Origin of the sequence: Pseudomonas sp. Irchel s3h17, from assembly GCF_900187505.1 — a bacterium.
Taxonomy (GTDB): domain Bacteria; phylum Pseudomonadota; class Gammaproteobacteria; order Pseudomonadales; family Pseudomonadaceae; genus Aquipseudomonas.
Genome location: NZ_FYDL01000010.1, coordinates 173,279 through 197,097, shown reverse-complemented (window position 1 = coordinate 197,097; position 23,819 = coordinate 173,279). Strand labels below are relative to the sequence as shown.

The 23,819-nt window shown below is 59.6% G+C and carries 18 protein-coding genes; 11 read left to right on the top strand and 7 right to left on the bottom strand.

All coding sequences use genetic code 11. From position 1 onward, the window contains the following. Positions 1-38: 38 nt before the first annotated feature. On the top strand, positions 39-1,892 hold the full coding sequence (locus CKW25_RS16635; RefSeq protein ID WP_095080718.1) for a DUF4105 domain-containing protein: 1,854 nt from the start codon (positions 39-41) through the stop codon (positions 1,890-1,892). A gap of 106 nt (positions 1,893-1,998) precedes the next feature. Then, complete coding sequence (locus tag CKW25_RS16630; RefSeq protein WP_095080717.1) at positions 1,999-2,493, top strand: GreA/GreB family elongation factor; 495 nt, start codon at positions 1,999-2,001, stop codon at positions 2,491-2,493. Here CKW25_RS16630 and gdhA read toward each other — a convergent pair. Then, positions 2,490-3,827, bottom strand: a complete 1,338-nt coding sequence (gdhA, locus tag CKW25_RS16625; RefSeq protein WP_095080716.1) for an NADP-specific glutamate dehydrogenase — start codon at positions 3,825-3,827, stop codon at positions 2,490-2,492. The two genes, CKW25_RS16630 and gdhA, sit on opposite strands and share 4 nt — an antisense overlap. A gap of 535 nt (positions 3,828-4,362) precedes the next feature. Continuing rightward, positions 4,363-6,027 (bottom strand): energy-dependent translational throttle protein EttA, encoded by a 1,665-nt coding sequence (ettA, locus tag CKW25_RS16620; protein WP_095080715.1) that lies wholly within the window; start codon positions 6,025-6,027, stop codon positions 4,363-4,365. 284 nt (positions 6,028-6,311) lie between these two features. Here ettA and CKW25_RS16615 point away from each other — a divergent pair, with 284 nt between their 5' ends. The 7 genes from CKW25_RS16615 (at position 6,312) to CKW25_RS16580 (ending at position 16,233) form a co-directional block, all read left to right on the top strand. Next, the gene (locus tag CKW25_RS16615; RefSeq protein ID WP_095080713.1) at positions 6,312-10,160 is read left to right on the top strand and encodes a bifunctional diguanylate cyclase/phosphodiesterase; all 3,849 of its coding nucleotides are present in this window, start codon (positions 6,312-6,314) and stop codon (positions 10,158-10,160) included. Between the two features lie 216 nt (positions 10,161-10,376). Beyond that, positions 10,377-11,630: a serine hydroxymethyltransferase gene (glyA, locus tag CKW25_RS16610; RefSeq protein ID WP_095080711.1), complete on the top strand. Its 1,254-nt coding sequence runs from the start codon at positions 10,377-10,379 to the stop codon at positions 11,628-11,630. A 339-nt stretch (positions 11,631-11,969) separates the two neighbouring features. Then, positions 11,970-12,542: a hypothetical protein gene (locus tag CKW25_RS16605; RefSeq protein WP_095080708.1), complete on the top strand. Its 573-nt coding sequence runs from the start codon at positions 11,970-11,972 to the stop codon at positions 12,540-12,542. Positions 12,543-12,836: 294 nt separating this feature from the next. Then, positions 12,837-13,100 (top strand): hypothetical protein, encoded by a 264-nt coding sequence (locus CKW25_RS16600; RefSeq protein ID WP_143497356.1) that lies wholly within the window; start codon positions 12,837-12,839, stop codon positions 13,098-13,100. Positions 13,101-13,396: 296 nt separating this feature from the next. Further along, positions 13,397-14,707: a C4-dicarboxylate transporter DctA gene (locus CKW25_RS16590; protein ID WP_095080704.1), complete on the top strand. Its 1,311-nt coding sequence runs from the start codon at positions 13,397-13,399 to the stop codon at positions 14,705-14,707. A 67-nt stretch (positions 14,708-14,774) separates the two neighbouring features. Then, complete coding sequence (locus CKW25_RS16585; protein WP_095080702.1) at positions 14,775-15,479, top strand: FadR/GntR family transcriptional regulator; 705 nt, start codon at positions 14,775-14,777, stop codon at positions 15,477-15,479. 25 nt (positions 15,480-15,504) lie between these two features. Further along, entirely contained in the window at positions 15,505-16,233 is a 729-nt protein-coding gene (locus CKW25_RS16580) for a GntR family transcriptional regulator (RefSeq protein WP_095080700.1), read from the top strand. A gap of 57 nt (positions 16,234-16,290) precedes the next feature. On the opposite strand, the gene yjiA is transcribed toward CKW25_RS16580, so the two are convergent. The 3 genes from yjiA to CKW25_RS16565 form a co-directional block, all read right to left on the bottom strand. Then, complete coding sequence (gene yjiA, locus CKW25_RS16575; protein WP_095080698.1) at positions 16,291-17,271, bottom strand: GTPase; 981 nt, start codon at positions 17,269-17,271, stop codon at positions 16,291-16,293. Positions 17,272-17,432: 161 nt separating this feature from the next. Then, positions 17,433-17,630, bottom strand: coding sequence for a YbdD/YjiX family protein (locus CKW25_RS16570; protein WP_003228401.1), 198 nt, complete (start codon positions 17,628-17,630; stop codon positions 17,433-17,435). Between the two features lie 15 nt (positions 17,631-17,645). Continuing rightward, positions 17,646-19,712, bottom strand: coding sequence for a carbon starvation CstA family protein (locus tag CKW25_RS16565; RefSeq protein WP_095080696.1), 2,067 nt, complete (start codon positions 19,710-19,712; stop codon positions 17,646-17,648). A gap of 152 nt (positions 19,713-19,864) precedes the next feature. Here CKW25_RS16565 and CKW25_RS16560 point away from each other — a divergent pair, with 152 nt between their 5' ends. After that, the gene (locus tag CKW25_RS16560) at positions 19,865-20,233 is read left to right on the top strand and encodes a PilZ domain-containing protein (protein WP_095080694.1); all 369 of its coding nucleotides are present in this window, start codon (positions 19,865-19,867) and stop codon (positions 20,231-20,233) included. Positions 20,234-20,236: 3 nt separating this feature from the next. On the opposite strand, the gene radA is transcribed toward CKW25_RS16560, so the two are convergent. Continuing rightward, entirely contained in the window at positions 20,237-21,604 is a 1,368-nt protein-coding gene (gene radA / locus CKW25_RS16555) for a DNA repair protein RadA (protein ID WP_095080693.1), read from the bottom strand. Between the two features lie 658 nt (positions 21,605-22,262). On the opposite strand from radA, the gene mscL reads away from it, so the two are divergent. Then, entirely contained in the window at positions 22,263-22,676 is a 414-nt protein-coding gene (gene mscL, locus CKW25_RS16550; RefSeq protein ID WP_095080692.1) for a large-conductance mechanosensitive channel protein MscL, read from the top strand. Between the two features lie 47 nt (positions 22,677-22,723). Here the strand turns inward: mscL and CKW25_RS16545 are convergent, their stop codons facing one another. After that, a complete protein-coding gene (locus CKW25_RS16545) occupies positions 22,724-23,500 on the bottom strand; it encodes a ferredoxin--NADP reductase (protein WP_095080691.1) in 777 nt (258 codons plus the stop codon). Positions 23,501-23,819 lie beyond the last annotated feature (319 nt).

Genomic DNA, 23,819 nt, shown 5'->3' with positions numbered 1-23,819 from the left:
GCCTTTGGTCTTTATTTTTTCGACTCAAGTTGCCCACCATGCTCAAACGCCTTGCCTGTCTGGCGCTGTTTGTCTGCGCCCCGCTTTCCGCTGCGCCTCACATCGACAACCAACGCTTGCAGCAACTGGCCAACGACCCGTTCTGGATTTCCCTGGGCCATTACGAAACCGCCAAACTGGGTGGCTGGCGCAGCTACATCAGCGATAAAAAGTTCTTCCTGGCAGCCCAGGGTGCCGAGCACCCCGACGCGGAACTGGCGGCCACCGTGCAAGCGCTCTACGGCCCGGCCAGCCTGGGCCAGCAGCATGCCCAATGCGTTTACCCGGCCCGCACCCGCTGGCTGAAAGCGCAGCTCAACCTCACCGACTTGCCGGCGGTGGACTGCAGCGAATTCAAGCAATGGTTCAAGGACGTCTCGCCCCACAGCGCCGTGATGATTTTCCCCGCGGCCTACCTCAACAGCCCCTCCTCGATGTTCGGCCATACGCTACTGCGTATCGACCAGGCCGGCGTACAAAGCGACAACACCGCCCTGCTCAGCTACGCGATCAACTTCGGCGCCTACATCGAAGGTTCGGACAACAGCATTTTGTACGCCTGGAAAGGCCTGATGGGCGGCTATCCGGGTCTGTTTGCACTGGTGCCCTACCAGGAAAAACTCTCGGAATACCGCAGTCTGGAGAACCGTGACCTGTGGGAGTACCGGCTGAACCTGACGCAAGCCGAAACCGAGCGCATGGTTGAACACGTCTGGGAGCTCAAGCAGATCCAGTTCGACTATTTCTTCTTTGATGAAAACTGCTCCTACCGCTTGCTGGAGCTGCTGCAAGTCGCGCGGCCGGGCCTCAGGCTCACCGAGCAATTCCCGTTGACCGCGATCCCCACCGACACGGTCAAGGCAGTGAAAGACGCAGGGCTGGTGGAAAAGATCGATTACCGCCCGTCCCGCGAACGGGAACTGCTGAGCCGGGCCGAAACGCTGTCCGACGACGAACAACAGTGGGTGCTGCAGGTCAGCGCCGACCAGAAGTACTTGCAGGCACCGACTTTCAAGGCCCTGCCACGGGACCGCCAGGCGCTGATCATCGATGCCGCCTATCGCCTCGAGCGCTACCGGGCCAACGGCCAGGAGCGAGACCCGGCGCGCGCGCAACGCAGTTTCGAGCTGCTACGGGCAATTAACCAGAACCCACCGCCGGAGTTGTCCATCGAACGCCCGGGACTGCCGGAAGACGGTCATCAGTCGCGAACCTGGCAGGCGGGCCTTGGCACCCGTGGCGACAAGGCTTTTGGTGAGTACGGCCTGCGCATGGCCTATCACGACCTCAACGACAATGCCGAGAGCTTCCCGCTCGGTGCGCAGATTGAGATCCTGCAGATGAAGCTGCGCCAGTACGAAGGCAACGAGTGGCAGCTGCAACAACTCGACCTGGCGACGATCCGCTCACTGACCCCGCGCAATGAACTGCTGCAACCCTGGTCATGGCAGGTGACCGGCGGCCTCGAACGTGTGCCGGGCAAGCACGTCGACGAAACCCTGGTCAGTCACGTCAATGGCGGCGGTGGCGGCACCTGGCAGTTGGGCGAGGATGTGCTGGGGTTCGCCCTGGGCACGGTACGCGTCGAGCACAACAATGAAGTCGCGCAGTTCCTCTCCCCGGCGGCCGGCTTCAACAGCGGCGTGCTGTGGAAAAACCCGATGGGCAACCTGAGCCTGGAAACCCGCGGCGACTTCTTCACCAACGGCGAAGTACGCCGCAGCCTGAGCCTGAACCAGCAATGGGAACTGTCACGCAACCTCGGCCTGCGCCTGAGCGCCCAGCGTGAATTCAGCCACGTCGCCTCACCCGAGAACGAAGTGCTGCTGGAGCTGAAGTGGTATCACTACTGATTCCCGCAAGGCGTGGACTTATCGCTCGCAACAGGTCGTTTTCGGATAACCGGGGAAACCCAAAGCCTGCGAGCATGGCCTAAACTCCACACAGGGGGGAACTGCCATGAGCCGCGCTTTCGTCAATGAAGATATTGCTGGTGAACAAACTGACCTGCCGGTAGAACGCCAGGTCAGCAGCCAGCCCAACTACGTCACGCCCGAAGGCCTGAACTTGCTGCAAGGCAAGGTTGCCGAGCTGCACGCCGCGCATGACGAACAATCGGCGCAGGGTGAGCAGGCCGACAAGCAGCGCCTGGCCGAACTTGACCGCGACCTGCGCTACTACATCCACCGCCTGCAAAGCGCCCAGGTCGTGTCGCCAGCCACCTCCACCCGCAAGGTGCAGATTGGCAGTTGGGTGACCTACGCCGATGAGTTGGGCACCGAGCGCCGCGTGCAATTGGTGGGTGAAGACCAGGCCGTTGCCGCCAAGGGCCTGATCAACTGGGCTTCACCGCTTGGGCGTGCGCTGCTTGGCGCGCAACTGAACGACGAAGTGCTCTGGCAGCGCCCGGCGGGCGATCAACTGATTGAAGTCATCCGCATCGAGCCGGGTTAGACCACACCCTGGGCCAACATCGCGTCAGCGACTTTGACGAAGCCTGCGATGTTCGCGCCCTTCACGTAGTTGATCCGCCCGTTCTCTTCGCCGTAATGCACGCAGGCGTGGTGAATCGACTGCATGATGTTGTGCAATTTACTGTCGACCTCACCCGCGCTCCACAACAGGCGCATGGCGTTCTGCGACATTTCCAGGCCGCTGACCGCGACACCACCGGCATTGGACGCCTTGCCCGGGGCAAACAGGGTGCCGGCCTCGATAAAGATATCCACAGCCGCCAGGGTGGTCGGCATGTTCGCGCCTTCCGCCACGCAGATACAGCCGTTACGCAGCAGCGTGCGGGCGTCATCGACATCCAGCTCGTTCTGTGTGGCGCATGGCAGGGCGATGTCGCAGGCCAGGCTCCACGGACGTTGCCCGGCGCGGAACTCCAGGCCGAAACGCGCGGCCAGCTCGCTGATCCGCCCACGGGTGACGTTCTTCAGCTCCAGCAGTGCCTGCCATTGCTCCTCGGTCAAGCCGGCCTCGCAGAACAAGGTACCCTCGGAGTCGGACAGCGAGATCACCTTGCCCCCCAGGTCCATGACCTTGCGGGCCGCGTACTGCGCCACGTTACCTGACCCCGAGATCGCCACGCGCTTGCCTTCGACCTTATCACCGCTGCGCTTGAGCATTTCTTCGGCGAAGTACACGCAGCCGAAACCGGTGGCTTCCGGACGAATCAGGCTGCCGCCATAGCTCATGCCCTTGCCGGTCAGCACGCTGGTGAACTGGTTGCTCAGGCGCTTGTATTGGCCGAACAGGAAACCGATCTCCCGCGCACCGACGCCGATGTCACCGGCCGGAACGTCGACATCCGAGCCAATGTGGCGGTACAGCTCGCTCATGAAGGCCTGGCAGAAACGCATCACCTCCGCGTCGCTCTTGCCCTTTGGATCGAAGTCCGAGCCGCCCTTGCCACCGCCCATCGGCAGGGAGGTCAGGGAATTCTTGAAGGTCTGCTCGAACGCGAGAAACTTCAACACTCCCAGGTTCACTGACGGATGGAAACGCAAACCGCCCTTGTACGGGCCGATGGCGCTGTTCATCTGGATGCGGAACCCGCGATTGACCTGCACCTTGCCCTGATCGTCTACCCAGGAAACCCGAAACACCACGGCACGCTCCGGCTCGCAAATCCGCTCCAGAATGCCGGAGGTCAGGTAATGTGGATTGGCTTCGAGAAACGGCCACAGGCTGCGCAGGACTTCTTCCACCGCCTGGTGGAATTCGGGTTGGTCCGGGTCACGTTTTTTCAAGCGGGCAAGGAAGGATTCGACGGATTCGATCATGGAAAAGTCTCGGCAAATTTATTGTCGTTGGAGAGATTGAGCCGGACTGTAGCAAACGACAGGAGCACCGGAACAGCGCAAAATGTCGCACTTATGAAATTAAATGGTGCATAGGATATAAATTAATTCGGTTTTTGACGTTTTTCGCACCTAAACAGGGATATTCAATTCAGCTTCTGCACTGTCTTGAATAGCGCTTTCGCGAGCACGCTCGCTCCCACATGGGAACGCGTTTCAAATGTGGGAGCGGGCGTGCTCGCGAAGGGCGCGCCGCAGTATTGCTGACAAACGCGCGGGCAAAAAAAACGGAGCCCGAAGGCTTAATGCTAGTCAGTTAAGAGAAATAAAGCCGAACACGAAACCCGTGGCGAGGGAGCTTGCTCCCGCTGGGGCGCAAAGCGGCCCTGTTTTTGGGCTGCTACGCAGCCCAGCGGGAGCAAGCTCCCTCGCCACGGGTACTATGTTCGGCTGGTCTTTGGCTTAACTGATCGGCATTAGCCCGAAGGCTCCGCTTTTTCATGCAACCAACCCCAAATCAGGCCAGTTTCTTGTGGCGTACCCGGTGTGGCTGGGCCGCTGCATCGCCAAGGCGCTTTTTGCGATCGGCTTCGTACTCGGTGTAGTTGCCTTCGAAGAACACTGCTTGCGAGTCGTCTTCGTACGCCAGGATGTGCGTCGCGACGCGGTCAAGGAACCACCGATCGTGAGAGATCACAATGGCGGCGCCCGGGAAGTCCAGCAGGGCCTCTTCCAGGGAACGCAGGGTTTCAACGTCGAGGTCGTTGGACGGTTCGTCGAGCAGCAGGACGTTGCCGCCCTCTTTCAGGGTCAGGGCCAGGTGCAAGCGACCGCGCTCACCACCGGACAGGTCCTTGACGAACTTCTGCTGGTCGCCGCCCTTGAAGTTGAAGCGACCGACGTAGGTACGCGACGGGATCTCGTAGTTGCCGATGCGGATCTGGTCGGAACCGTCGGAGATCTGCTGGAACACGGTCTTGCTGCCGTCCAGGTCTTCGCGGCTCTGGTCCACGCAAGCAAGCTGCACGGTTTCGCCGACTTCGATGCTGCCCGAATCCGGTGTTTCCTTACCCATCAGCATGCGGAACAGCGTGGATTTACCCGCACCGTTACCACCGATCACACCCACGATGGCGCCTTTAGGCATGGCGAACGACAGGTTGTCGATCAACACGCGGTCGCCATAACCTTTGGAAACGTTCTTGAACTCGATGACCTTGTCACCCAGGCGCGGACCGGCCGGGATGTAGATCTCGTTGGTTTCGCTGCGCTTCTGGAATTCCTGCGACTGCATTTCTTCGAAGCGTTGCAGACGGGCCTTGGATTTCGACTGGCGGGCCTTGGCGCCTTTGCGCACCCACTCCAGTTCTTCTTTCATGGCCTTTTCGTGGGCCGACTGCTGCTTGGATTCGGCAGCCAGACGATCGGACTTGGCTTCCAGCCAACCCGAATAGTTACCCTCGTAAGGAATGCCCGCGCCGCGGTCGAGTTCCAGAATCCAGCCGGCAACGTTGTCCAGGAAGTAGCGGTCGTGCGTGATCGCAACCACGGTACCCGGGAAGTCGTGCAGGAAGTGCTCCAGCCAGGCCACGGAATCGGCGTCCAGGTGGTTGGTCGGCTCGTCGAGCAGCAGCATGTCCGGCGCGGACAGCAACAGACGGCACAGGGCCACACGACGCTTTTCACCACCGGACAGGACTTCGACCTTGGCATCCCAGGCCGGCAGGCGCAGCGCGTCGGCGGCGACTTCCAGCTGGCGCTCCAGGTTATGACCGTCGCTGGCTTGCAGGATGGCTTCGAGCTTGGCCTGTTCGGCGGCCAGTTTGTCGAAGTCGGCATCCGGCTCGGCGTAGGCGGCGTACACCTCGTCCAGGCGCGCTTGCGCGTTCTTGATCACGCTGACGGCTTCCTCGACCACTTCACGCACGGTCTTGGTCGGGTCCAGGATCGGTTCCTGTGGCAGGTAGCCGATGTTCAGCTCCGGCATTGGACGGGCTTCGCCGTCAAATTCGGTGTCGACACCGGCCATGATTTTCAGCAGCGTGGATTTACCCGAACCGTTGAGGCCGAGTACGCCGATCTTCGCGCCCGGGAAGAACGACAGCGAAATATTTTTCAGGATTTCCCGCTTCGGCGGAACAACCTTGCCCAGCCGATGCATGGTGAAGACGTATTGAGCCATGGAGAACCTAGCGTCAGTAACGGTTGAATAAAAGCGGGCGAAGCCCGTGTCAGGCCATGCACCGCGCGGGCATGGATCGAGATCAATGCCTGCGGGCGAAAATAAAGCCTGAATGTCTGGGGCTGGAACGCCCTGCGTAACCGGCAAAGCTACCTCAATGCGGGGTAACCGTCCAGCCGGACGGGGCTGGCACTTTGCCACAACTCAAGGCATGCTAGCCGCCCTCCGGGCGTCCGGCTTATAGTGCGCGTCGCACCAGTGCAGCTCTATCGCAGGATTACAGTTTGTCCAATGCCACTCCGCCTTCCTCCGTGCGCGCACTGAATCCTGCGACCGGGTCGCCCCTGCGCGGGACACTCAAGGGCACGCTGGCGACGCTGGTGTTGCTGTTGCTCGGACTGTTGTTCTGGCAACTGCTGGACCAGCTTCGCGAGACCCAGAAAAACCAGCGCCAGTACACCATTGACTACACCGCCGACCTGGCCGCGCAAGTCAGCCTGAACATGGCGCTCAATGCCCAGATCGCGCTCAACCTGCTACCGATCGTCGAACAACCTCAGACCGATGAACAACTGCAGGCCGTGTTGCGAAAACTGCAGCAGTCCCTGCCGGAGCTGCTCAGCGTGGCCCTGCTCAGCCCCTCGGGAAAGGTACTCAGCGACAGTGCCAACGACAGCGCGGACGCCGAATACCTGGGCGAGCTGGTCAAGCGCAGTCGGGCCCAGGCGCATTACTTCAGCAACGCCAACGACGGCTCCGTGGTGCACCTGTTACTGCGTCAGGCCAGCGGCAGTACTCGCGGCTACTGGGCGCTGCGCCTGCGTCCGACGTTTTTCTCGTCGCTGACCAAACAAGGCGAGTCCGGCATCCGACCGATGTGGGTGGTGGAAAACCGCATCAACCAACAGATCGTCAGCCGCGACGACCTGATGCCGTCGACCCGGCCCAACGTGTTGACCCCCGAGGACCAGGCCAACAGCGTGCTGATCGTGCCCCTCAGTAGTAGCGACTGGCAGCTGCGCGGGCTGTTCGACCGGCAACGAGTGATTGAACAGCTGTTACCGGCCTTCATTGGCAAGTGCCTGCTGGGCCTGGCCTTCTCACTGCTGCCGCTCATCGCCTTGCTCAGCATGCGTCGCCGGCAACGCCAGTTGCATGAAGGCCGTCGACGCTATCAGGACATCTTCGATGGCACCGGTGTAGCGCTGTGCGTGCTGGACCTTTCCGGACTCAGAACCGCCCTCGACAAAGCCGGCCTGCACTCTGGCAAGCAGCTGCACGCATGGCTGGAAAAAACCGAGCATCGCCAACCACTGCTACAGGAATTACGCATCACTGAAGTCAACCAGCTCGCCTTGCGCCTGCTCAACGTCGAGTCATGCGAGCAAGCCTGGAAATTGTTGATCGAAGGCCGGTCACTGGCTGGCAATGCCATCGGCACCCCGCTGCTGGAGGCGGTGGTCAACCGACAGAAACAGCTGGAGCTGGAAATCAAGCTCAAGGACACCCAGGGCCGCGATCAGCACCTGTGGCTGGTCCTGCGTTTGCCGGAGGCACAGCACGACTACAACGCGGTCATTCTCAGCATCAACGACATCACCAGCCGCAAGCTCGTCGAACTCTCGCTGCTGGAGCGTGAAGGTTTCTGGTCCGATGTGGTGCGCACCGTCCCGGATCACCTGTATGTCCAGGATGTGATCAGCCAGCGCATGATTTTCAGCAACCACCACCTGGGGCAGACGCTGGGGTACAACAAAACCGAACTGCACCAGATGGGTGAGTACTTCTGGGAAATCCTGCTGCACCCCGAAGACGCGGATCACTACCACCGCTTGCGCCAGGAACAGCGCCAGACCGGGTACAGCCAACTGCTGCAGTGCCTGCTGCGCTTCCGTCACCGCGACGGCAAATGGCGCTGCTTTGATATTCGCGAGCAGGCGCTGGCACGGGACACCCACGATCAGGTCACTCGCATCATCGGCGTGGCCAAGGACATCACCGACCAGATCGCGGCCAGCGAATCCCTGCGCGACAGCGAACAACGCTACCGGATGCTTGCCGAAAGCATCAGCGACGTCATTTTCTCCACTGACAACAAACTCTCGCTCAACTATGTCAGCCCGTCCGTACAGGCTGTACTCGGCTATGACGCTGACTGGATATTCCAGAACGGCTGGCAATCGATCATCGCCAACCCACAACAGCTGACCGGTATCTACAGCCTGATGGACCGGGTCAGCAAGGCCCTGAACAAACCTGAGCAGCTGGCACAACTGCGCGACCAGGTGCAGACCCAACTGTTCCTGTTCGACTGCCTGCGCGCCGACGGACGCAAGATCCCGATCGAGCTGCGGCTGGTCCTGGTGTGGGACGAACACGGCGCCTTCGAGGGTGTGCTGGGGGTCGGTCGTGATATCAGCCAGCAGCGCCGCGCCGAGAAAGACCTGCGCATGGCGGCCACCGTATTCGAGCACTCGACCTCGGCCATTCTGATCACCGATCCGGCCGGCTACATCGTGCAGGCCAACGAAGCGTTCAGCCGCGTCAGTGGCTACGAGGTGGCACAGGTGCTCGACCAGCTGCCGAACATGCTGACCGTCGACGACCAGCAGGAAGCCCACCTGCGCTATGTGCTCAAGCAATTGCATCAACACAGCACCTGGGAAGGCGAAGTCTGGCTCAAACGCCGCAGTGGCGAGCATTACCCGGCCTGGGTCGGCATCACCGCCGTACTCGACGACGAAGGTGACCTGGCCAGTTACGTGTGTTTCTTCAGCGACATCAGCGAACGCAAGGCCAGCGAGCAGCGCATTCATCGCCTGGCCTACTATGACGCCCTGACTCACCTGCCCAATCGCACGCTGTTCCAGGACCGCCTGCACACGGCCTTGCAGTCGGCGGAACGGCAGAAGTCATGGGTGGTGCTGATGTTCCTGGACCTGGACCGTTTCAAGCCGATCAACGACTCCCTGGGCCACGCCGCCGGCGATCGCATGCTCAAGGAAATGGCCACGCGCCTGCTCGGGTGCGTCGATGACGATGACACCGTGGCGCGCATGGGGGGCGACGAGTTCACCCTGTTGCTGCAACCGCGCGCCAACCGTGAAGTCGCCCTGAACCGGGCGATTCATGTCGCCGAACAGATTCTCGCCAGCCTGGTGAAACCCTTCGTTCTCGAAGGTCGCGAGTTCTTTGTCACCGCCAGCATCGGCATTGCCCTGAGCCCGCAGGACGGCAACGAACTGAGCCAGTTGATGAAAAATGCCGACACCGCGATGTACCACGCCAAGGAGCGCGGCAAGAACAACTTCCAGTTCTACCAGGCGGACATGAACGCGAGCGCCCTGGAGCGCCTGGAACTGGAAAGCGACCTGCGTCACGCCCTCGAACAAAACGAATTCGTTCTCTACTACCAGCCGCAATTCAGTGGCGACGGCAAGCGCCTGACCGGCACCGAGGCTCTGTTGCGCTGGCGTCATCCGCGGCGCGGACTGGTACCACCGGGGGATTTCATTCCGGTGCTCGAAGAGCTCGGGCTGGTAGTGGATGTCGGCGACTGGGTGATCGGCGAGGCCTGTCGTCAGCTCAAGGCCTGGCACCAGGCCAAGGTGCGCGTCCCCAAAGTCTCGGTGAACATCTCCGCCCGGCAGTTCTCCGACGGCCAGCTCGGCACGCGCATCGCCACCATCCTCAAGGAAACGGGCCTGCCACCCGCCTGCCTGGAACTGGAGCTGACCGAAAGTATCCTGATGCGCGAAGTCAGCGAGGCCATGCAGATTCTCGCCGGGCTGAAAAACCTTGGGCTGAGTATCGCGGTGGATGACTTTGGCACCGGTTACTCATCCCTGAACTACCTCAAGCAATTTCCCATCGACGTGTTGAAGATCGACCGCACCTTCGTCGACGGCCTGCCCTCCGGCGAGCAGGACGCGCAGATCGCCCGGGCAATCATTGCCATGGCCCACAGCCTCAACCTGGCGGTGATCGCCGAGGGCGTGGAAACCCATGAGCAACTCGACTTCCTGCGCGAGCATGGCTGCGACGAGGTACAGGGTTATCTGTTCGGACGGCCGATGCCGGCCCCACAGTTCGAAGCGCAGTTCAGCAATGATGCGTTGTTCATGTTTGACTGAAGTGTTGTGGTGATGCGGGCGGCGTGCTCCCACATTTGAAGTGCATCCCCCACCGCGGGAGCGGGCTTGCCCGTGATGGGACCTGCAAGATCACCGCTGATCCCGACATGAACACCACTTGTCTGCGACATGATGTCGTTTCATATGCCAGACAAAACCCATTGGGTTAGAATGCCCTCCTTTTCTGCCCCCCCCCCCCGATCCTTGAGGACCGCCATGTTCAGCCGTGATTTGACCATTGCCAAGTACGACGCCGACCTTTTTGCCGCCATGGAGCAAGAAGCTCAGCGCCAGGAAGAACACATCGAGCTGATCGCTTCGGAAAACTACACCAGCCCAGCGGTGATGGAAGCTCAAGGCTCGGTACTGACCAACAAGTACGCCGAAGGTTACCCGGGCAAGCGCTACTACGGCGGTTGCGAGTACGTCGACGTGGTTGAGCAACTGGCCATCGACCGTGCAAAAGAACTGTTCGGTGCCGATTACGCCAACGTTCAGCCGCACGCCGGCTCGCAAGCCAACAGCGCCGTTTACCTGGCCCTGTTGTCGGCTGGCGACACCCTCCTGGGCATGAGCCTGGCCCACGGTGGTCACCTGACCCACGGTGCCAGCGTTTCCTCCTCCGGCAAGCTGTACAACGCTGTCCAGTACGGCATCGACGCCAATGGCCTGATCGACTACGACGAAGTCGAGCGCCTGGCTGTTGAACACAAGCCAAAAATGATCGTGGCCGGTTTCTCTGCCTACTCGCAGATCCTCGACTTCCCGCGCTTCCGCGAAATCGCCGACAAGGTCGGTGCGTACCTGTTCGTCGACATGGCTCACGTAGCCGGTCTGGTCGCCGCTGGCGTCTACCCGAACCCGGTTCCATTCGCTGACGTCGTGACCACCACCACCCACAAGACCCTGCGCGGTCCACGTGGCGGCCTGATCCTGGCTCGCGCCAACGCCGACATCGAGAAGAAACTGAACTCCGCCGTATTCCCGGGCGCCCAGGGTGGCCCACTGGAGCACGTGATCGCCGCCAAGGCGATCTGCTTCAAGGAAGCCCTGCAGCCTGAGTTCAAGACCTACCAGCAACAAGTGGTGAAAAACGCCCAGGCCATGGCCGGCGTGTTCATCGAGCGCGGTTTTGACGTGGTTTCCGGCGGTACCGAGAACCACCTGTTCCTGCTGTCGCTGATCAAGCAGGAAATCTCCGGTAAAGATGCCGACGCCGCACTGGGCAAAGCCTTCATCACCGTGAACAAAAACTCCGTGCCAAACGATCCACGCTCCCCGTTCGTCACCTCCGGTCTGCGCTTCGGTACTCCGGCTGTGACCACTCGTGGCTTCAAGGAAGCAGAGTGCAAGGAACTGGCTGGCTGGATCTGCGACATCCTGGCAGACCTGAACAACGACGCGGTGATCGACGCCGTTCGTGAGAAGGTCAAGGCCATCTGCAAGAAGCTGCCGGTATACGGCGCTTAATTGCCCCGTTAAATCCGTAGCATGAAGAACCGGCCAAGTGATTGGCCGGTTTTTTTTCGTCTGTACTAATGTCTCCACTCGTCGAACACACATCTGCCGCCGTTGTTCTGCGCTCAACACTCAAAACCTGAAACAATAACCCCCTTCAAAATCCGTCTAGAACAGAGACTTAACTGTTACTGTTCGCTCACAAAAACAATAACCAAACGACCAACCAACTGCATTTACCACCGAAAACTTTCCGACTCACATCGACCTACCTGCATTTGGTCGAACTGACGATATCGAAAGTAGCACCCGACACTAAAAAAACAACTCATAAAATTCAAGGATGAACTAATGACTACAAACAGACAAAAGTCTTTCATAGCAACATTGGAACTGGATAATCAACATGTTGACTTTCTAGGTGCATTGCATGGCACACCCGCCATACGCAACGAAACATTGTTCTCTGGCGGTTTTTACACCGGTGCACCAACACCACGGGACGACTCTCATCTGCTAGGCCGTCGTCCTGCTCAGGAAGTCCAAAACGCTGTGCCGATTACGATTTACTTCCGTTGCACAGATGATTACTACCACCTTTACATTCGCTCCCATACCACTTACACAGGGCATTGCGTGAGCAAGGATTTTTCCGGGGTTCTAGGTGCATTTCTTCCCGCTGGCAGCGACACCTCATCGTTCAACCTCCTGAGCCTGGAAAACCGGATCGTCACCCTGCAAGACATGGGCAGTGATATCCAGCGGGTCCGGCTGAAGGTTCGTCACTCGAAGCAAATCGGCAGCATCCGCCGCAGGGGCGCGCCTTATAGCTATCTAGCCGAAATCGATGATAAAGGCATGGTATTCAAGTTGCGAATCATCGAGCGCAATGCATCGTTCCTGGGTGCCCCGAACGAAGTCTGACAACACAGCGCAAACATCTCTCGCACTCCATTCCCGCTGTCAGTACAGCACCTACCCATCAATACTCAAAACCATCAGGTACAAACATGAGCACTGACCAGGAAAAATCATTCATTGCAACTCTCAGCACTCGCTTTGGCCACCCTCATTGTCCAAAGTTGACGTACCGCAAAAAAATCACAACTCCACGCCCTGACATTTTACTTCAGGTGTCTCGACGACTATTACACCCTCTATATATTCACTCCTGGCGAGTACTACTACATGACAGTTAGTCGAGAGGAGAAAGATTTCTTGAACGCTTATGCAACGGACGACGGCGACCAGACAACCTTCAACTTGCTGGATGCAAGTGGTAAAATCATCACGCTGGATCAACTCGATAACGACACACCCACCCTCAGGATACAGACACGAGGGAGTCAACTTCTGCGGGCAGGCCTGAGCCGCAATAAATATGATCCCAAGGTCGGAACATTCATTCGGACCAACGCGACCCGCAGCTCAAGCATCCTGGACTTCAAATTGAACATCCTTCAACGTAATGTGCCTTATTAGGGGAAGTCGCGGCGCTGATACCGCCTGCGCATCATGGTTAACCAGTGGGCCTGTAGCACTAGAAAGCCTGGCCAGTAATGGCCGGGCTTTTTTCATCCGTATTTTTCACTGGGTAGTGATGCATCACACAACTGGTCAGACCGGTCATGCCATTTTTTAGATTTCCACTTGTATTTCGGAAAAAACCGAGCCTAGACTGCGCCTGCACTGGACATACCGGTAAGACCACAATAATTAAGTCCTGAATCTGATGCGCTTAGCGTTGGCAGCCAGGACACCGATCAGGAATTCCTCCCATGCTCAGATGGTGCTCGCGTTCAATCTTCCTTCAAGTGGTGCTCGGCCTGGTGCTCGGCATCGTCTGCGGGCTGACCCTTCCCGAATACTCCGCCCAACTCAAACCCCTCGGCGACGGCTTCATCAAGCTGATCAAGATGCTCATCGGCCTGATCGTGTTCTGCGTGGTGGTCAGCGGTATCAGCGGTGCCGGCGACCTGAAGAAGGTCGGGCGTATCGGCCTCAAGTCGGTCATCTACTTCGAAATCCTGACCACCATAGCGCTGGTGATCGGCCTGGTGTTCGCCTTCAGCACCGGCATCGGCAGTGGTGCAAACATCCACCTGGATCAACTGTCTGCCAGTGACATGGGCGACATTGCCCAGCGCAGCGAGCACATGCACACCACCACCCAGTTCCTGATGGGCCTGATTCCAAGCTCGGTGATCGGTGCCTTTGCCGATAACAACATCCTGCAGGTCCTACTGTTTTCGGTGCTGTTCGGCAGTGCGCTGAACCTGGTGGGCGAGTCGGCGTCAGGCATCTCGCGGCTGATCAACGAACTCAGTCATGTGATCTTCCGCATCATGGGCATGATCGTGCGCCTGGCGCCGATTGGCGTGTTCGGCGCGATAGCCTTCACCACCAGCAAATATGGCCTGGATTCCCTGCAACACCTCGGCAGCTTGATCGGCCTGTTCTACCTGACCTGTGTCGCGTTCGTGTCACTGATCCTGGGCCTGGTGATGCGCCTGTCCGGCCTGCGCATGCTGCCGTTCCTCAAGTACCTGCGTGAAGAGTTGCTGATTGTCCTGGGGACCGCCTCCTCGGACGCCGTGCTGCCGCAAATCATGCGCAAGCTGGAACACCTGGGCATTGGCAGTTCGACGGTTGGCCTGGTCATTCCCACCGGCTATTCGTTCAACCTCGACGGTTTTTCGATCTACCTGACCCTGGCCATCGTGTTCATCGCCAATGCCACTGGCACCCCACTGGCCATGAGTGATTTGCTGACGATCTTGCTGGTCTCGCTGATCACCTCCAAAGGCGCCCACGGGATTCCCGGGTCGGCGCTGGTGATTCTGGCAGCCACACTGACCGCGATCCCGGCGATTCCGGTGGTAGGCCTGGTGCTGGTGTTGGCCGTGGACTGGTTCATGGGCATCGGGCGGGCACTGACCAACCTGATCGGCAACTGCGTCGCCACCGTGGCCATCGCACGCTGGGAAAAAGACATTGATGTCCAGCGGGCGCACAAGGTGCTTTCTGGCCAGCAGGGCTATACCTTCCAGGCTAGAAAGCCTGCCGCCGGCCATCAGCAGGAATTCTGAACAACCCCGGTGCCTGCCCAAGGGCAGGTACCACCGTTAATCCATTTCGATGCTCAGGAAGCGAACCGTGATCAGCTCGTCAACCGTCGTAAATTCAGTGGTAGAAAAACTTCGGGCCGCGCTGGCCAGGGGTCAGTGGCGCTCCGGCGAAATGCTGCCGGGGCAGCGCGAACTGGCCGAACAAATGGGCATCAGCCGCCCGAGCCTGCGCGAAGCGGTGATCGTGCTGGAAACCCTCGGGCTGGTGCGCTCGATGCCGGGTAAAGGCGTGGTGGTGCTGGAGGCCGACATCAGTGAGAGCCAAGGCCATGAAAGCGCGGTGGCCGGCGCAAGCCTGGAAGATGTACTGCAACTGCGCTACACCCTCGAACCGTTCATCGTCGGGCTGGTGGCGCAGTCCATCAGCAGCAAGGAAGTCGGACAACTGCGCCTGACCTTGATGGACATGCGCGAGGCCCTGGAAGCCAATGACAGCGAAGCTGGCGTGAACGCCTACATCGCCTTCCACGAAGAGCTGTTCACATTGACCTCCAACCCGATCTTCCAGAGCGTGGTGCAGCAGACCAGTGTTGCCCTCAAGCAAAGCGCGCAGGTGCTGCGCAACTCTCCAGAGCACCTGGCTGAACGCCTTGAGGAAAACGAAGCCGTGGTACGCGCCATCCGCAGCAAGAACAGCGCCCAGGCCAGCGCCGAAATGCGCCGGCATATTCTTCGCGAAGGCCAGCGCATGGGCATCGAACTCAACATTCCAGACGACAACCTCGGCAGTTGATCCCTCTTCGAACCGGAGACAGGCCATGAACAGCTTTGCTTCAGCGCAGCACACCCCCAATACGTCTGTTGCCCTGCCCTTTTCGCGCACGTGTCATCGCCCTCCTTCGGTGGATGACATCTACCCACAAATCTTCGACGCCATTCTCGACCAGCGCTTCGCCCCGACCCGCCGCTTCAGTGAAGAGCGATTGATCGAGAGACTCGGCATCAGCCGCAGCGTTGTTCGCCAGGTACTGGCGCGACTGTCCCATCAGCAGATCCTCATTCTGCGGCCGAACCACCAGCCTCAGATTGCGGTCCCTGACCTCGAACACTCCCGACAAATTCTCCACGCCCGACGATTGACCGAGACCACACTGGTTCGGCTGGCCTGTCAGCAGCCCCGCCCCGAAGAGCTGAAGCGCCTGCGAGGGTTGATCGAGCGCCAGCGCCAATGCGTCGAGCGGAACCAGCGCGGCCCCTCGATCCGGTTGTCGGGAGAGTTTCACCTGCAATTGGCCGAAATGGCTGGAAACGCACCGCTGGCGCATTTTCTTGGCAGCCTGGTACCCCTGACATCGCTGGCGCTTGCACAACGTGATGCGCAAGCGCGCTTTTATTGCGCATGGCAGCAACAGGCGGCGATGGTCGACGCACTGGAACGTCAGGACGCGGCAATGGCGGTGACGCTGATCAGCCGGCATCTGGATCATCTGGCAGAAATACTGCTGAGCCCGGAACCCGTAGCTGCTCGCAACCGCATTGTCGGGTAGTTCGCCATCGTCGTCGGGGCGGTGTTCCTTCGAAAGCGCTCTGGAACACGCTGAAGATTACCGCCCCTGATCGGCCACCATCCGTGCAAACCCTTCGCGGATTTTTTCCTCCGGCAGGTCATCGGCTATAAACACCATCACACTGTCCCGCACTTCCCCCTCTAGCCACTCCGTGTCCCAGTCGAAGCCATACAGCTTCAACACGCCCTGAAACACCAGGCGCCGGGGTTCGCCGACAATGTTCAGCACGCCCTTGTAGCGCAGCAGTTGCTTGCCATGCGCCTCCAGCAGTTCGTTCATGAACCCGCTGAGCTGGTCGATATCCAGCGCCTGGTCGGTGCGCAGCACCAGGCTGGAAATGCGGTCAAGCGTGGGGGCCTTGCTGACCGGGCGCAGACTGACTCCGCCACCGAGATCGGCATTGAGGTTGAAACCACGCACATCGAGCAGCTCGGCCAGGTCGATCCTGCCGTGTTCAACCACCCGGATCGGGGCGCGGCGATTGATCCGGGTCAGGCGCTCGCTCAACGCCGTGAACGTCGCCTCGTCTACCAGGTCGCGCTTGCTCACCAGCAGGCGGTCGGCGAAGCCGATCTGCGCCTGGGCAATGGTCTGGGTCAGGTGCACGCCGGCATGCGCGGCGTCGACCAGGGTGATGATGCCGTCAAGGATGTAGCGCTCCCTGAGTTCTTCATCGATGAAAAAGGTTTGTGCCACCGGCGCCGGGTCAGCCAGGCCGGTGCACTCGATCACCAGGCGGTCAAAGGCGATCTCACCGCTGTCCAGGCGCTCGAGCAGCAGGTACAGGGCCTTGGTCAGGTCGGTGTGGATGGTGCAGCAGACGCAGCCATTGGACAGCGTCATCACTTGTACCGGCTCATCGCCCAGGAGCTGGGTGTCGATACCGGCGTCACTGAATTCGTTTTCGATCACGGCGATTTTCAGCCCGTGCTCGGCTTTAAGCAGGTGGCGCAGCAGCGTGGTCTTGCCGGCACCGAGGAAGCCGCTGAGGATCGTTACCGGGATGGGAGAGGACACGTTCGATCTCCTGTTTCACAAAATTGAAAAGAAACACAAAACAAATGTGGGAGCGGGCTTGTCCGCGATGGCGGACTATCACTCAACATTGATGTTGAATGTAAAGTCGCTATCGCGGGCAAGCCCGCTCCCACAGGGATTGCATCAACCTGGCTGTCAGATCAACAGCACTTGGGCCCACCCTTGCCACCGTAACGCGCCTCCTGACGTTCCCGGAAGAACATCTCGTAGCTCATCACCGGTTTGTCCGGGTGTTTGGTTTGCATATGCTCGACGTAGGTGTCGTAGTCGGGCATGCCCACCATCAGGCGCGCGGCCTGACCGAGGTATTTACCGAGGCGACTCAGGTCATTGAACATGCTTGCAATCCTCGATCATGCGTCCGGCAGAGCCTTGAATGGCGACTCTTTATCCGTACGTTCCTTATGGCCCCAGGCGGTGATACCCACCTTGAGCGCGTAGAACAGGATGCTGAAGACCACGAACAGGAACAATGCCGTCAGCGTTGCGTTGGTGTAGGCATTGAAGATCACGTGCTGCATCTGCGTGATGTCCTTGGCCGGTGCAAGCACCTGACCATTGGCCAGGGCATCGCTGTACTTCTTGGCCAGCGACAGGAAGCCGATTGCCGGGTTGGCGTCGAACAGCTTGATGAAGCCTGCGGTGGTGGTGCAGATCAGCAGCCATACCGCTGGCAGCATGGTGACCCAGATGTAGCGCTGGCGTTTCATTTTGATCAGCACCACGGTGCTGAGCATGAGCGCGATACCGGCCAGCATCTGGTTGGAGATGCCGAACAGTGGCCACAAGGTGTTGATACCGCCCAGTGGATCGATCACGCCCTGATACAACAACCAGCCCCACATGGCCACGCAACCGGCGGTCGCGATCAGGTTCGCGGTCCAGGACTCGGTGCGCTTGAGCGCGGGCACGAAGGAGCCGAGCAGGTCCTGCAACATGAAACGTCCGGCACGGGTACCGGCGTCCACGGCGGTCAGGATGAACAGCGCTTCAAACAGGATCGCGAAGTGGTACCAAAATGCCATGGTGTTTTCACCCGGCAGGACACTGTGCAGGATCTGCGCAATCCCCACCGCCAGTGTCGGTGCACCGCCAGCGCGCGCCAGAATGGTGGTTTCACCAATGTCATGGGCGACCGCCTGCAGGGCTTCCGGGGTAATGGCAAAGCCCCAGCCGCTGACCGTCTGCGCCACCGTCATTACATCACTGCCGACCACGGCCGCCGGGCTGTTCATGGCGAAGTACACGCCAGGCTCGATCACCGAGGCGGCAACCATCGCCATGATGGCCACGAAGGACTCCATCAACATGCCGCCGTAACCGATGTAACGGGCGTTGGTTTCGTTATCCAGCAGCTTTGGCGTAGTACCGGAGGAAATCAGCGCGTGGAAACCCGAGACCGCGCCACAGGCGATGGTGATGAACAGGAACGGGAACAGGCCGCCTTTCCATACCGGGCCGGTGCCGTCGATGAACTGGGTCAGTGCGGGCATTTTCAGCTCGGGCATGGTCACCAGGATACCGATGGCCAGGGCCACGATGGTGCCGATCTTGAGGAAAGTCGACAGGTAGTCGCGCGGCGCCAGGATCAGCCATACCGGCAACACCGCAGCAACGAAACCATAGCCGATCAGCATCCAGGTGATCTGGATCCCGGTGAAGCTGAACGCCTTGGCCCATACCGGATCAGCGGCAATCTGCCCGCCCAGCCAGATGGAGCCCAGCAACAGCAATACGCCGATGACCGAGATTTCGCCAATGCGGCCCGGACGGATGTAGCGCATGTAAATGCCCATGAACATCGCGATCGGGATGGTCGCCATGACCGTGAAGATGCCCCACGGGCTTTCGGCCAGGGCCTTGACCACGATCAGCGCCAGCACCGCCAGGATGATGATCATGATCAGGAAGCAGCCAAACAACGCGATGGTGCCCGGGATACGGCCCATTTCCTCACGGACCATGTCACCCAGGGAGCGACCGTTGCGCCGGGTGGACATGAACAGGACCATGAAGTCCTGGACGGCCCCCGCAAGCACCACGCCGGCAATCAACCACAAGGTGCCTGGCAAATATCCCATCTGCGCGGCCAGCACCGGACCCACCAATGGCCCTGCGCCCGCGATCGCCGCAAAGTGGTGACCAAAAAGAATGTGTTTGTTGGTCGGCACATAGTCCAGACCGTCGTTGTTGAGTACAGCGGGGGTGGCTCGCCGTGGGTCGAGCTGCATCACTTTGGTGGCGATGAACAGACTGTAGTAGCGATACGCGACCAGATAGATGGCCACCGCGGCCACGACAATCCACAAGGCGTTGATCGCCTCGCCCCGACGCAATGCCACTACCCCAAGGGCGCACGCCCCGACAATTGCCAGCAGCAGCCAGGGAATGTGGCGTAGCAGGCTATTATTATTTTTCATTTTTTTATTCCAGCCAGGTGGACTTGAGAGAAAGCCACCCCGAGTTTAGCGCCGATTACCCCAAAGACCATACCCGACATTGGTCTAGAGCCCTGGGTGGCAGTCCGGCTAAAGGCCGGTCTATAGTCAGCGTACTACCCGAGGACTGCGCCATGAGCAAGCACGCTGCCAATCGTCGCCGTTTCAAACGCATCGCCTTCGACGCCAGGACCGAGCTGATCCAGGGGCCGAACCATTGGCCGGTGAAGTTGATCGACCTGTCGCTCAAGGGGTTGCTGGTCGAGCGCCCGGAACCCTGGTCAGGCGACGCGCACAAAATGTTTTCGGTCGATATCCACTTGAGCGAGGAAGCCGAGATCCGCATGGACGTGCAACTCACCCATGAGGAGCACGGCCAGCTCGGATTCGTCTGCCGCTACATCAGCCTGGAGTCCATCAGCAGCCTGCGGCGGCTGATCGAACTGAACCTGGGGGACCCGGCCGAGCTGGAACGGGAGCTGGGCGCGCTGATCGACGCCTGAGCGCTATTCGAACAGGGCGTCCAGGGCCTGCTCCAGACGGCTGACCGCAATGATCTTCAACCCGGCGGGCGCTTCCTTCGGCGCATTGCCCTTGGGCACGATGGCGCGCTTGAAGCCGTGCTTGGCCGCTTCCTTCAGGCGCTCCTGGCCGCTGGGCACCGGCCGCACTTCACCGGACAGCCCGACCTCGCCGAACACCAGCAGATCATGGGGCAATGGCCGGTTGCGCAAACTGGACATGACCGCCGCCATCAACGCGAGGTCCGAAGCCGTTTCCAGCACCTTGACCCCGCCGACCACGTTGAGGAACACATCCTGATCATGGGTCGGGATTCCGCCGTGGCGGTGCAGGACCGCCAGGAGCATGGCCAGGCGATTCTGATCCAGGCCCAGGGTCACCCGGCGCGGGTTTGCCAGATGACTGTCGTCCACCAGCGCCTGCACTTCGACCAGCATGGGCCGGGTTCCTTCCCACGTCGCCATCACCACGCTGCCCGGCACTTCTTCCTGGGCCCGCGTGAGAAAGATCGCCGACGGGTTGGAGACTTCCTTCAAGCCCTTGTCGGTCATGCCGAACACGCCCAGTTCGTTGACGGCCCCGAAACGGTTCTTCACCGCGCGCAACAGGCGCAAACGCCCATCCGACTCACCTTCGAAATACAGCACGGTGTCGACCATGTGCTCCAGCACCCGCGGCCCCGCCAACGCGCCTTCCTTGGTCACATGGCCGACCAGGAAGATCGCCGTGCCACTTTGCTTGGCATAGCGCACCAGCAACGCGGCACTTTCACGCACCTGGGACACGCCGCCCGGCGCCGACTGCAATTGCTCGGTGAAGATCGTCTGGATCGAATCGATCACCATGACCTTGGGTTTTTCCACCCGCGCAGTGGCGATGATGGTTTCGATGCAGGTTTCGGTCATCACCCGCAATTGGTCCTGGGGCAGCCCCAGACGCCGGGCACGCATGGCCACTTGCTGCTGGGACTCTTCGCCAGTGACATAGAGCGCTGGCATGCGCATCGCCAGGTTGCACAGGGTCTGCAGGAGAATGGTCGACTTGCCGATGCCCGGGTCACCGCCGATCAGTACGACTGAACCGTCGACCAGGCCACCCCCCAGCACACGGTCCAGTTCACCGGACGCGGTGGAAAACCGCGGGATTTCCTCGACACTGACTTCGGCCAGCGTCTTGATCTGCGCCTGTTGCCCGGCCCAGCCGGTACGACCGCTGGGTGCAGCCGCACCACCACTTTCCACCAGGGTTTCGGTCAGGGTGTTCCAGGCTCCGCATTCACCACACTGGCCGGCCCACTTGGGAAAGGTCGAGCCGCACTCGGTGCAGCCATACATGCGCTTGGCCTTGGCCATCTGAACCCCCGAAAAAAAACGCGATGATAGCCCAGTTGGCAAAATACCGTGCAATGTCCGGATGGCCGCTACCGAATACCGTGGCGCGTATTTCCAGTGATAACCATAATAGAGTGATGAGCGTTCAACCTTATAAACAGCATGGTTAATTCCGCGTCCATCATCAGAGCAACACTCACGGACAAATACTCTACAAAGCAACCCTAATTGTCCAACTCCTGCCTAACAACAGTCCATCATCCCGCCGCAAACAGACCATTATTCTTATACAAACCTTAAAATCGAATTGACTTATTTACAGTTTTTATCACCAATTTACAAAGACCCAACACTTCCGTTCCGCGCACAACTATTGTGCCCATATTAAACCTGAGCGTTTATCCCCCATCAGTAACTACAACCCGCACGATCGGCTTCACCCCTACCCGCCCAACATGACACGCTATAACGCCAAACAAACCCACACCGAAATCCCAACTCGGCAACCAGAACCCAAGGAGATGCCCCTCGTTCCCGGCGCCCACCTGATGGCACTTTGTAAACTTTTTGCCAACAAACCGGTCGATAGCGACGCCCGCAGCGATCACTCAGACCAGCAAGACCCGGTTTGCTGATTTACACTGCGTCTACCAACCTCATCTGTAACAAGGAATAACCCATGGGCGTGATAAGTGAATTCAAGGCCTTCGCGGTCAAAGGGAATGTGGTCGACATGGCCGTCGGGATCATCATCGGCGCTGCGTTCGGCAAGATCGTTACATCGTTCGTCGGTGACGTGGTCATGCCACCCATCGGCCTGCTGATCGGTGGGGTGGACTTCGGGGACCTGGCCATCACCCTGAAGGCGGCGCAGGGCGAAGCCCCGGCCGTGATGCTGGCCTACGGCAAATTCATCCAGAGCATCATCGACTTCGTGATCGTTGCATTCGCCATCTTCATGGGCGTGAAAGCCATCAACCAGCTCAAGCGCGAAGAGGCCGCAGCCCCCAGCGCGCCACCGGCTCCGACCCAGGAAGAAGTCCTGCTGAGTGAGATCCGCGACCTGCTCAAGGCGCAAAACAACAAGCCCTGAGGGCTAGACCGCGACAACAAACGGCGCCTGGTGGCGCCGTACCTCCATTACCAGTAGTTCTCAACCGCCACCTGACCCGGACGACGACTCAGGCTCAATTGCATGTCACGCGCCTTGAGCAGTTGACGGGTGTCATCGATCATTTGTGGGTTGCCACACAGCATCACCCGCGAGTGCTCGGCCGTCAGCTCGACGCCTGCCGCCCGCTCCAGCTCGCCATTCTCGATCAAGTGGGTAATTCGACCGTTCAGCGCCCTCGGGTGATGCTCGCGGGTCACCGTGGCAATGAACTGCAACTTGTGGGCATATTCCGCCAGGTACTCGCGCCCGGCCAACCCCTCGATCAATGCCTGGTACGCCAACTCCCGGGCTTCGCGCACGCTGTACACCAGAATGATCCGCTCGTACCGCTCCCACACCTCGAAGTCCTGCAGGATCGACAGAAAAGGGGCAATCCCCGTGCCCGTGGACAACAACCACAGATCACGCCCGTCGACAAATCGATCCAGGGTCAGGTAGCCAAAGGCCTGACGATCGACCATCAGCGTATCGCCTGCCTCCAGGCGACTCAGCTCGCTGGTGAACTCGCCACCGGGCACGACAATGGAAAAGAATTCGAGAAACTCGTCATGGGGCGCTGACACCATGGAATACGCGCGCCACACGGTACTGCCATCGGCCTTGGTGACGCCCAGGCGGGCAAACTGCCCGGCCCGAAAGCGAAAGCCTGGGTCCCGGGTGGCGCGCAGGGTGAACAGACTCGGAGTCAGCGGCTGGACATCAAGCAGGGTCTGGCGGGTGAACTTCTCTTCGCTGGCGGTCATGGGGGGCTCCGTAGGTCTGATGGGCCCAGTGTCCCGCAAAGCCAAGCGCAGGAACACCTTCGATTGGTAGTGGTATTACGCCTCGACCCACGACAAATTAACTAAACAGATAAATAATAATCCAAAACAATGCCGACCAATATTTAACAGAAGAACAACCTCCTATATACCTTGCCCCTTTGTAAAGCCTACGAATCACTCCACATTAAAATCAACAACAGCATATAAACAGCCATTACAAAGCCACCACCTTAATAACTATTCACCCAACCAGAAAATGGATCCAATAGCTAAAAAGTCACACCACAATAGTAGGACA

What these genes read in the sequence shown, in the direction of transcription:
- mscL (WP_095080692.1), top strand. Translation starts at nt 22,263, where the DNA reads ATGGGCGTGATAAGTGAATTCAAGGCCTTCGCGGTCAAAGGGAATGTG.
- CKW25_RS16545 (WP_095080691.1), bottom strand. Translation starts at nt 23,500, where the DNA reads ATGACCGCCAGCGAAGAGAAGTTCACCCGCCAGACCCTGCTTGATGTC.
- ettA (WP_095080715.1), bottom strand. Translation starts at nt 6,027, where the DNA reads ATGGCTCAATACGTCTTCACCATGCATCGGCTGGGCAAGGTTGTTCCG.
- CKW25_RS16570 (WP_003228401.1), bottom strand. Translation starts at nt 17,630, where the DNA reads ATGTTCAATGACCTGAGTCGCCTCGGTAAATACCTCGGTCAGGCCGCG.
- CKW25_RS16630 (WP_095080717.1), top strand. Translation starts at nt 1,999, where the DNA reads ATGAGCCGCGCTTTCGTCAATGAAGATATTGCTGGTGAACAAACTGAC.
- CKW25_RS16560 (WP_095080694.1), top strand. Translation starts at nt 19,865, where the DNA reads ATGAGCAAGCACGCTGCCAATCGTCGCCGTTTCAAACGCATCGCCTTC.
- CKW25_RS16605 (WP_095080708.1), top strand. Translation starts at nt 11,970, where the DNA reads ATGACTACAAACAGACAAAAGTCTTTCATAGCAACATTGGAACTGGAT.
- CKW25_RS16580 (WP_095080700.1), top strand. Translation starts at nt 15,505, where the DNA reads ATGAACAGCTTTGCTTCAGCGCAGCACACCCCCAATACGTCTGTTGCC.
- glyA (WP_095080711.1), top strand. Translation starts at nt 10,377, where the DNA reads ATGTTCAGCCGTGATTTGACCATTGCCAAGTACGACGCCGACCTTTTT.
- CKW25_RS16635 (WP_095080718.1), top strand. Translation starts at nt 39, where the DNA reads ATGCTCAAACGCCTTGCCTGTCTGGCGCTGTTTGTCTGCGCCCCGCTT.
- radA (WP_095080693.1), bottom strand. Translation starts at nt 21,604, where the DNA reads ATGGCCAAGGCCAAGCGCATGTATGGCTGCACCGAGTGCGGCTCGACC.
- CKW25_RS16565 (WP_095080696.1), bottom strand. Translation starts at nt 19,712, where the DNA reads ATGAAAAATAATAATAGCCTGCTACGCCACATTCCCTGGCTGCTGCTG.
- gdhA (WP_095080716.1), bottom strand. Translation starts at nt 3,827, where the DNA reads ATGATCGAATCCGTCGAATCCTTCCTTGCCCGCTTGAAAAAACGTGAC.
- CKW25_RS16590 (WP_095080704.1), top strand. Translation starts at nt 13,397, where the DNA reads ATGCTCAGATGGTGCTCGCGTTCAATCTTCCTTCAAGTGGTGCTCGGC.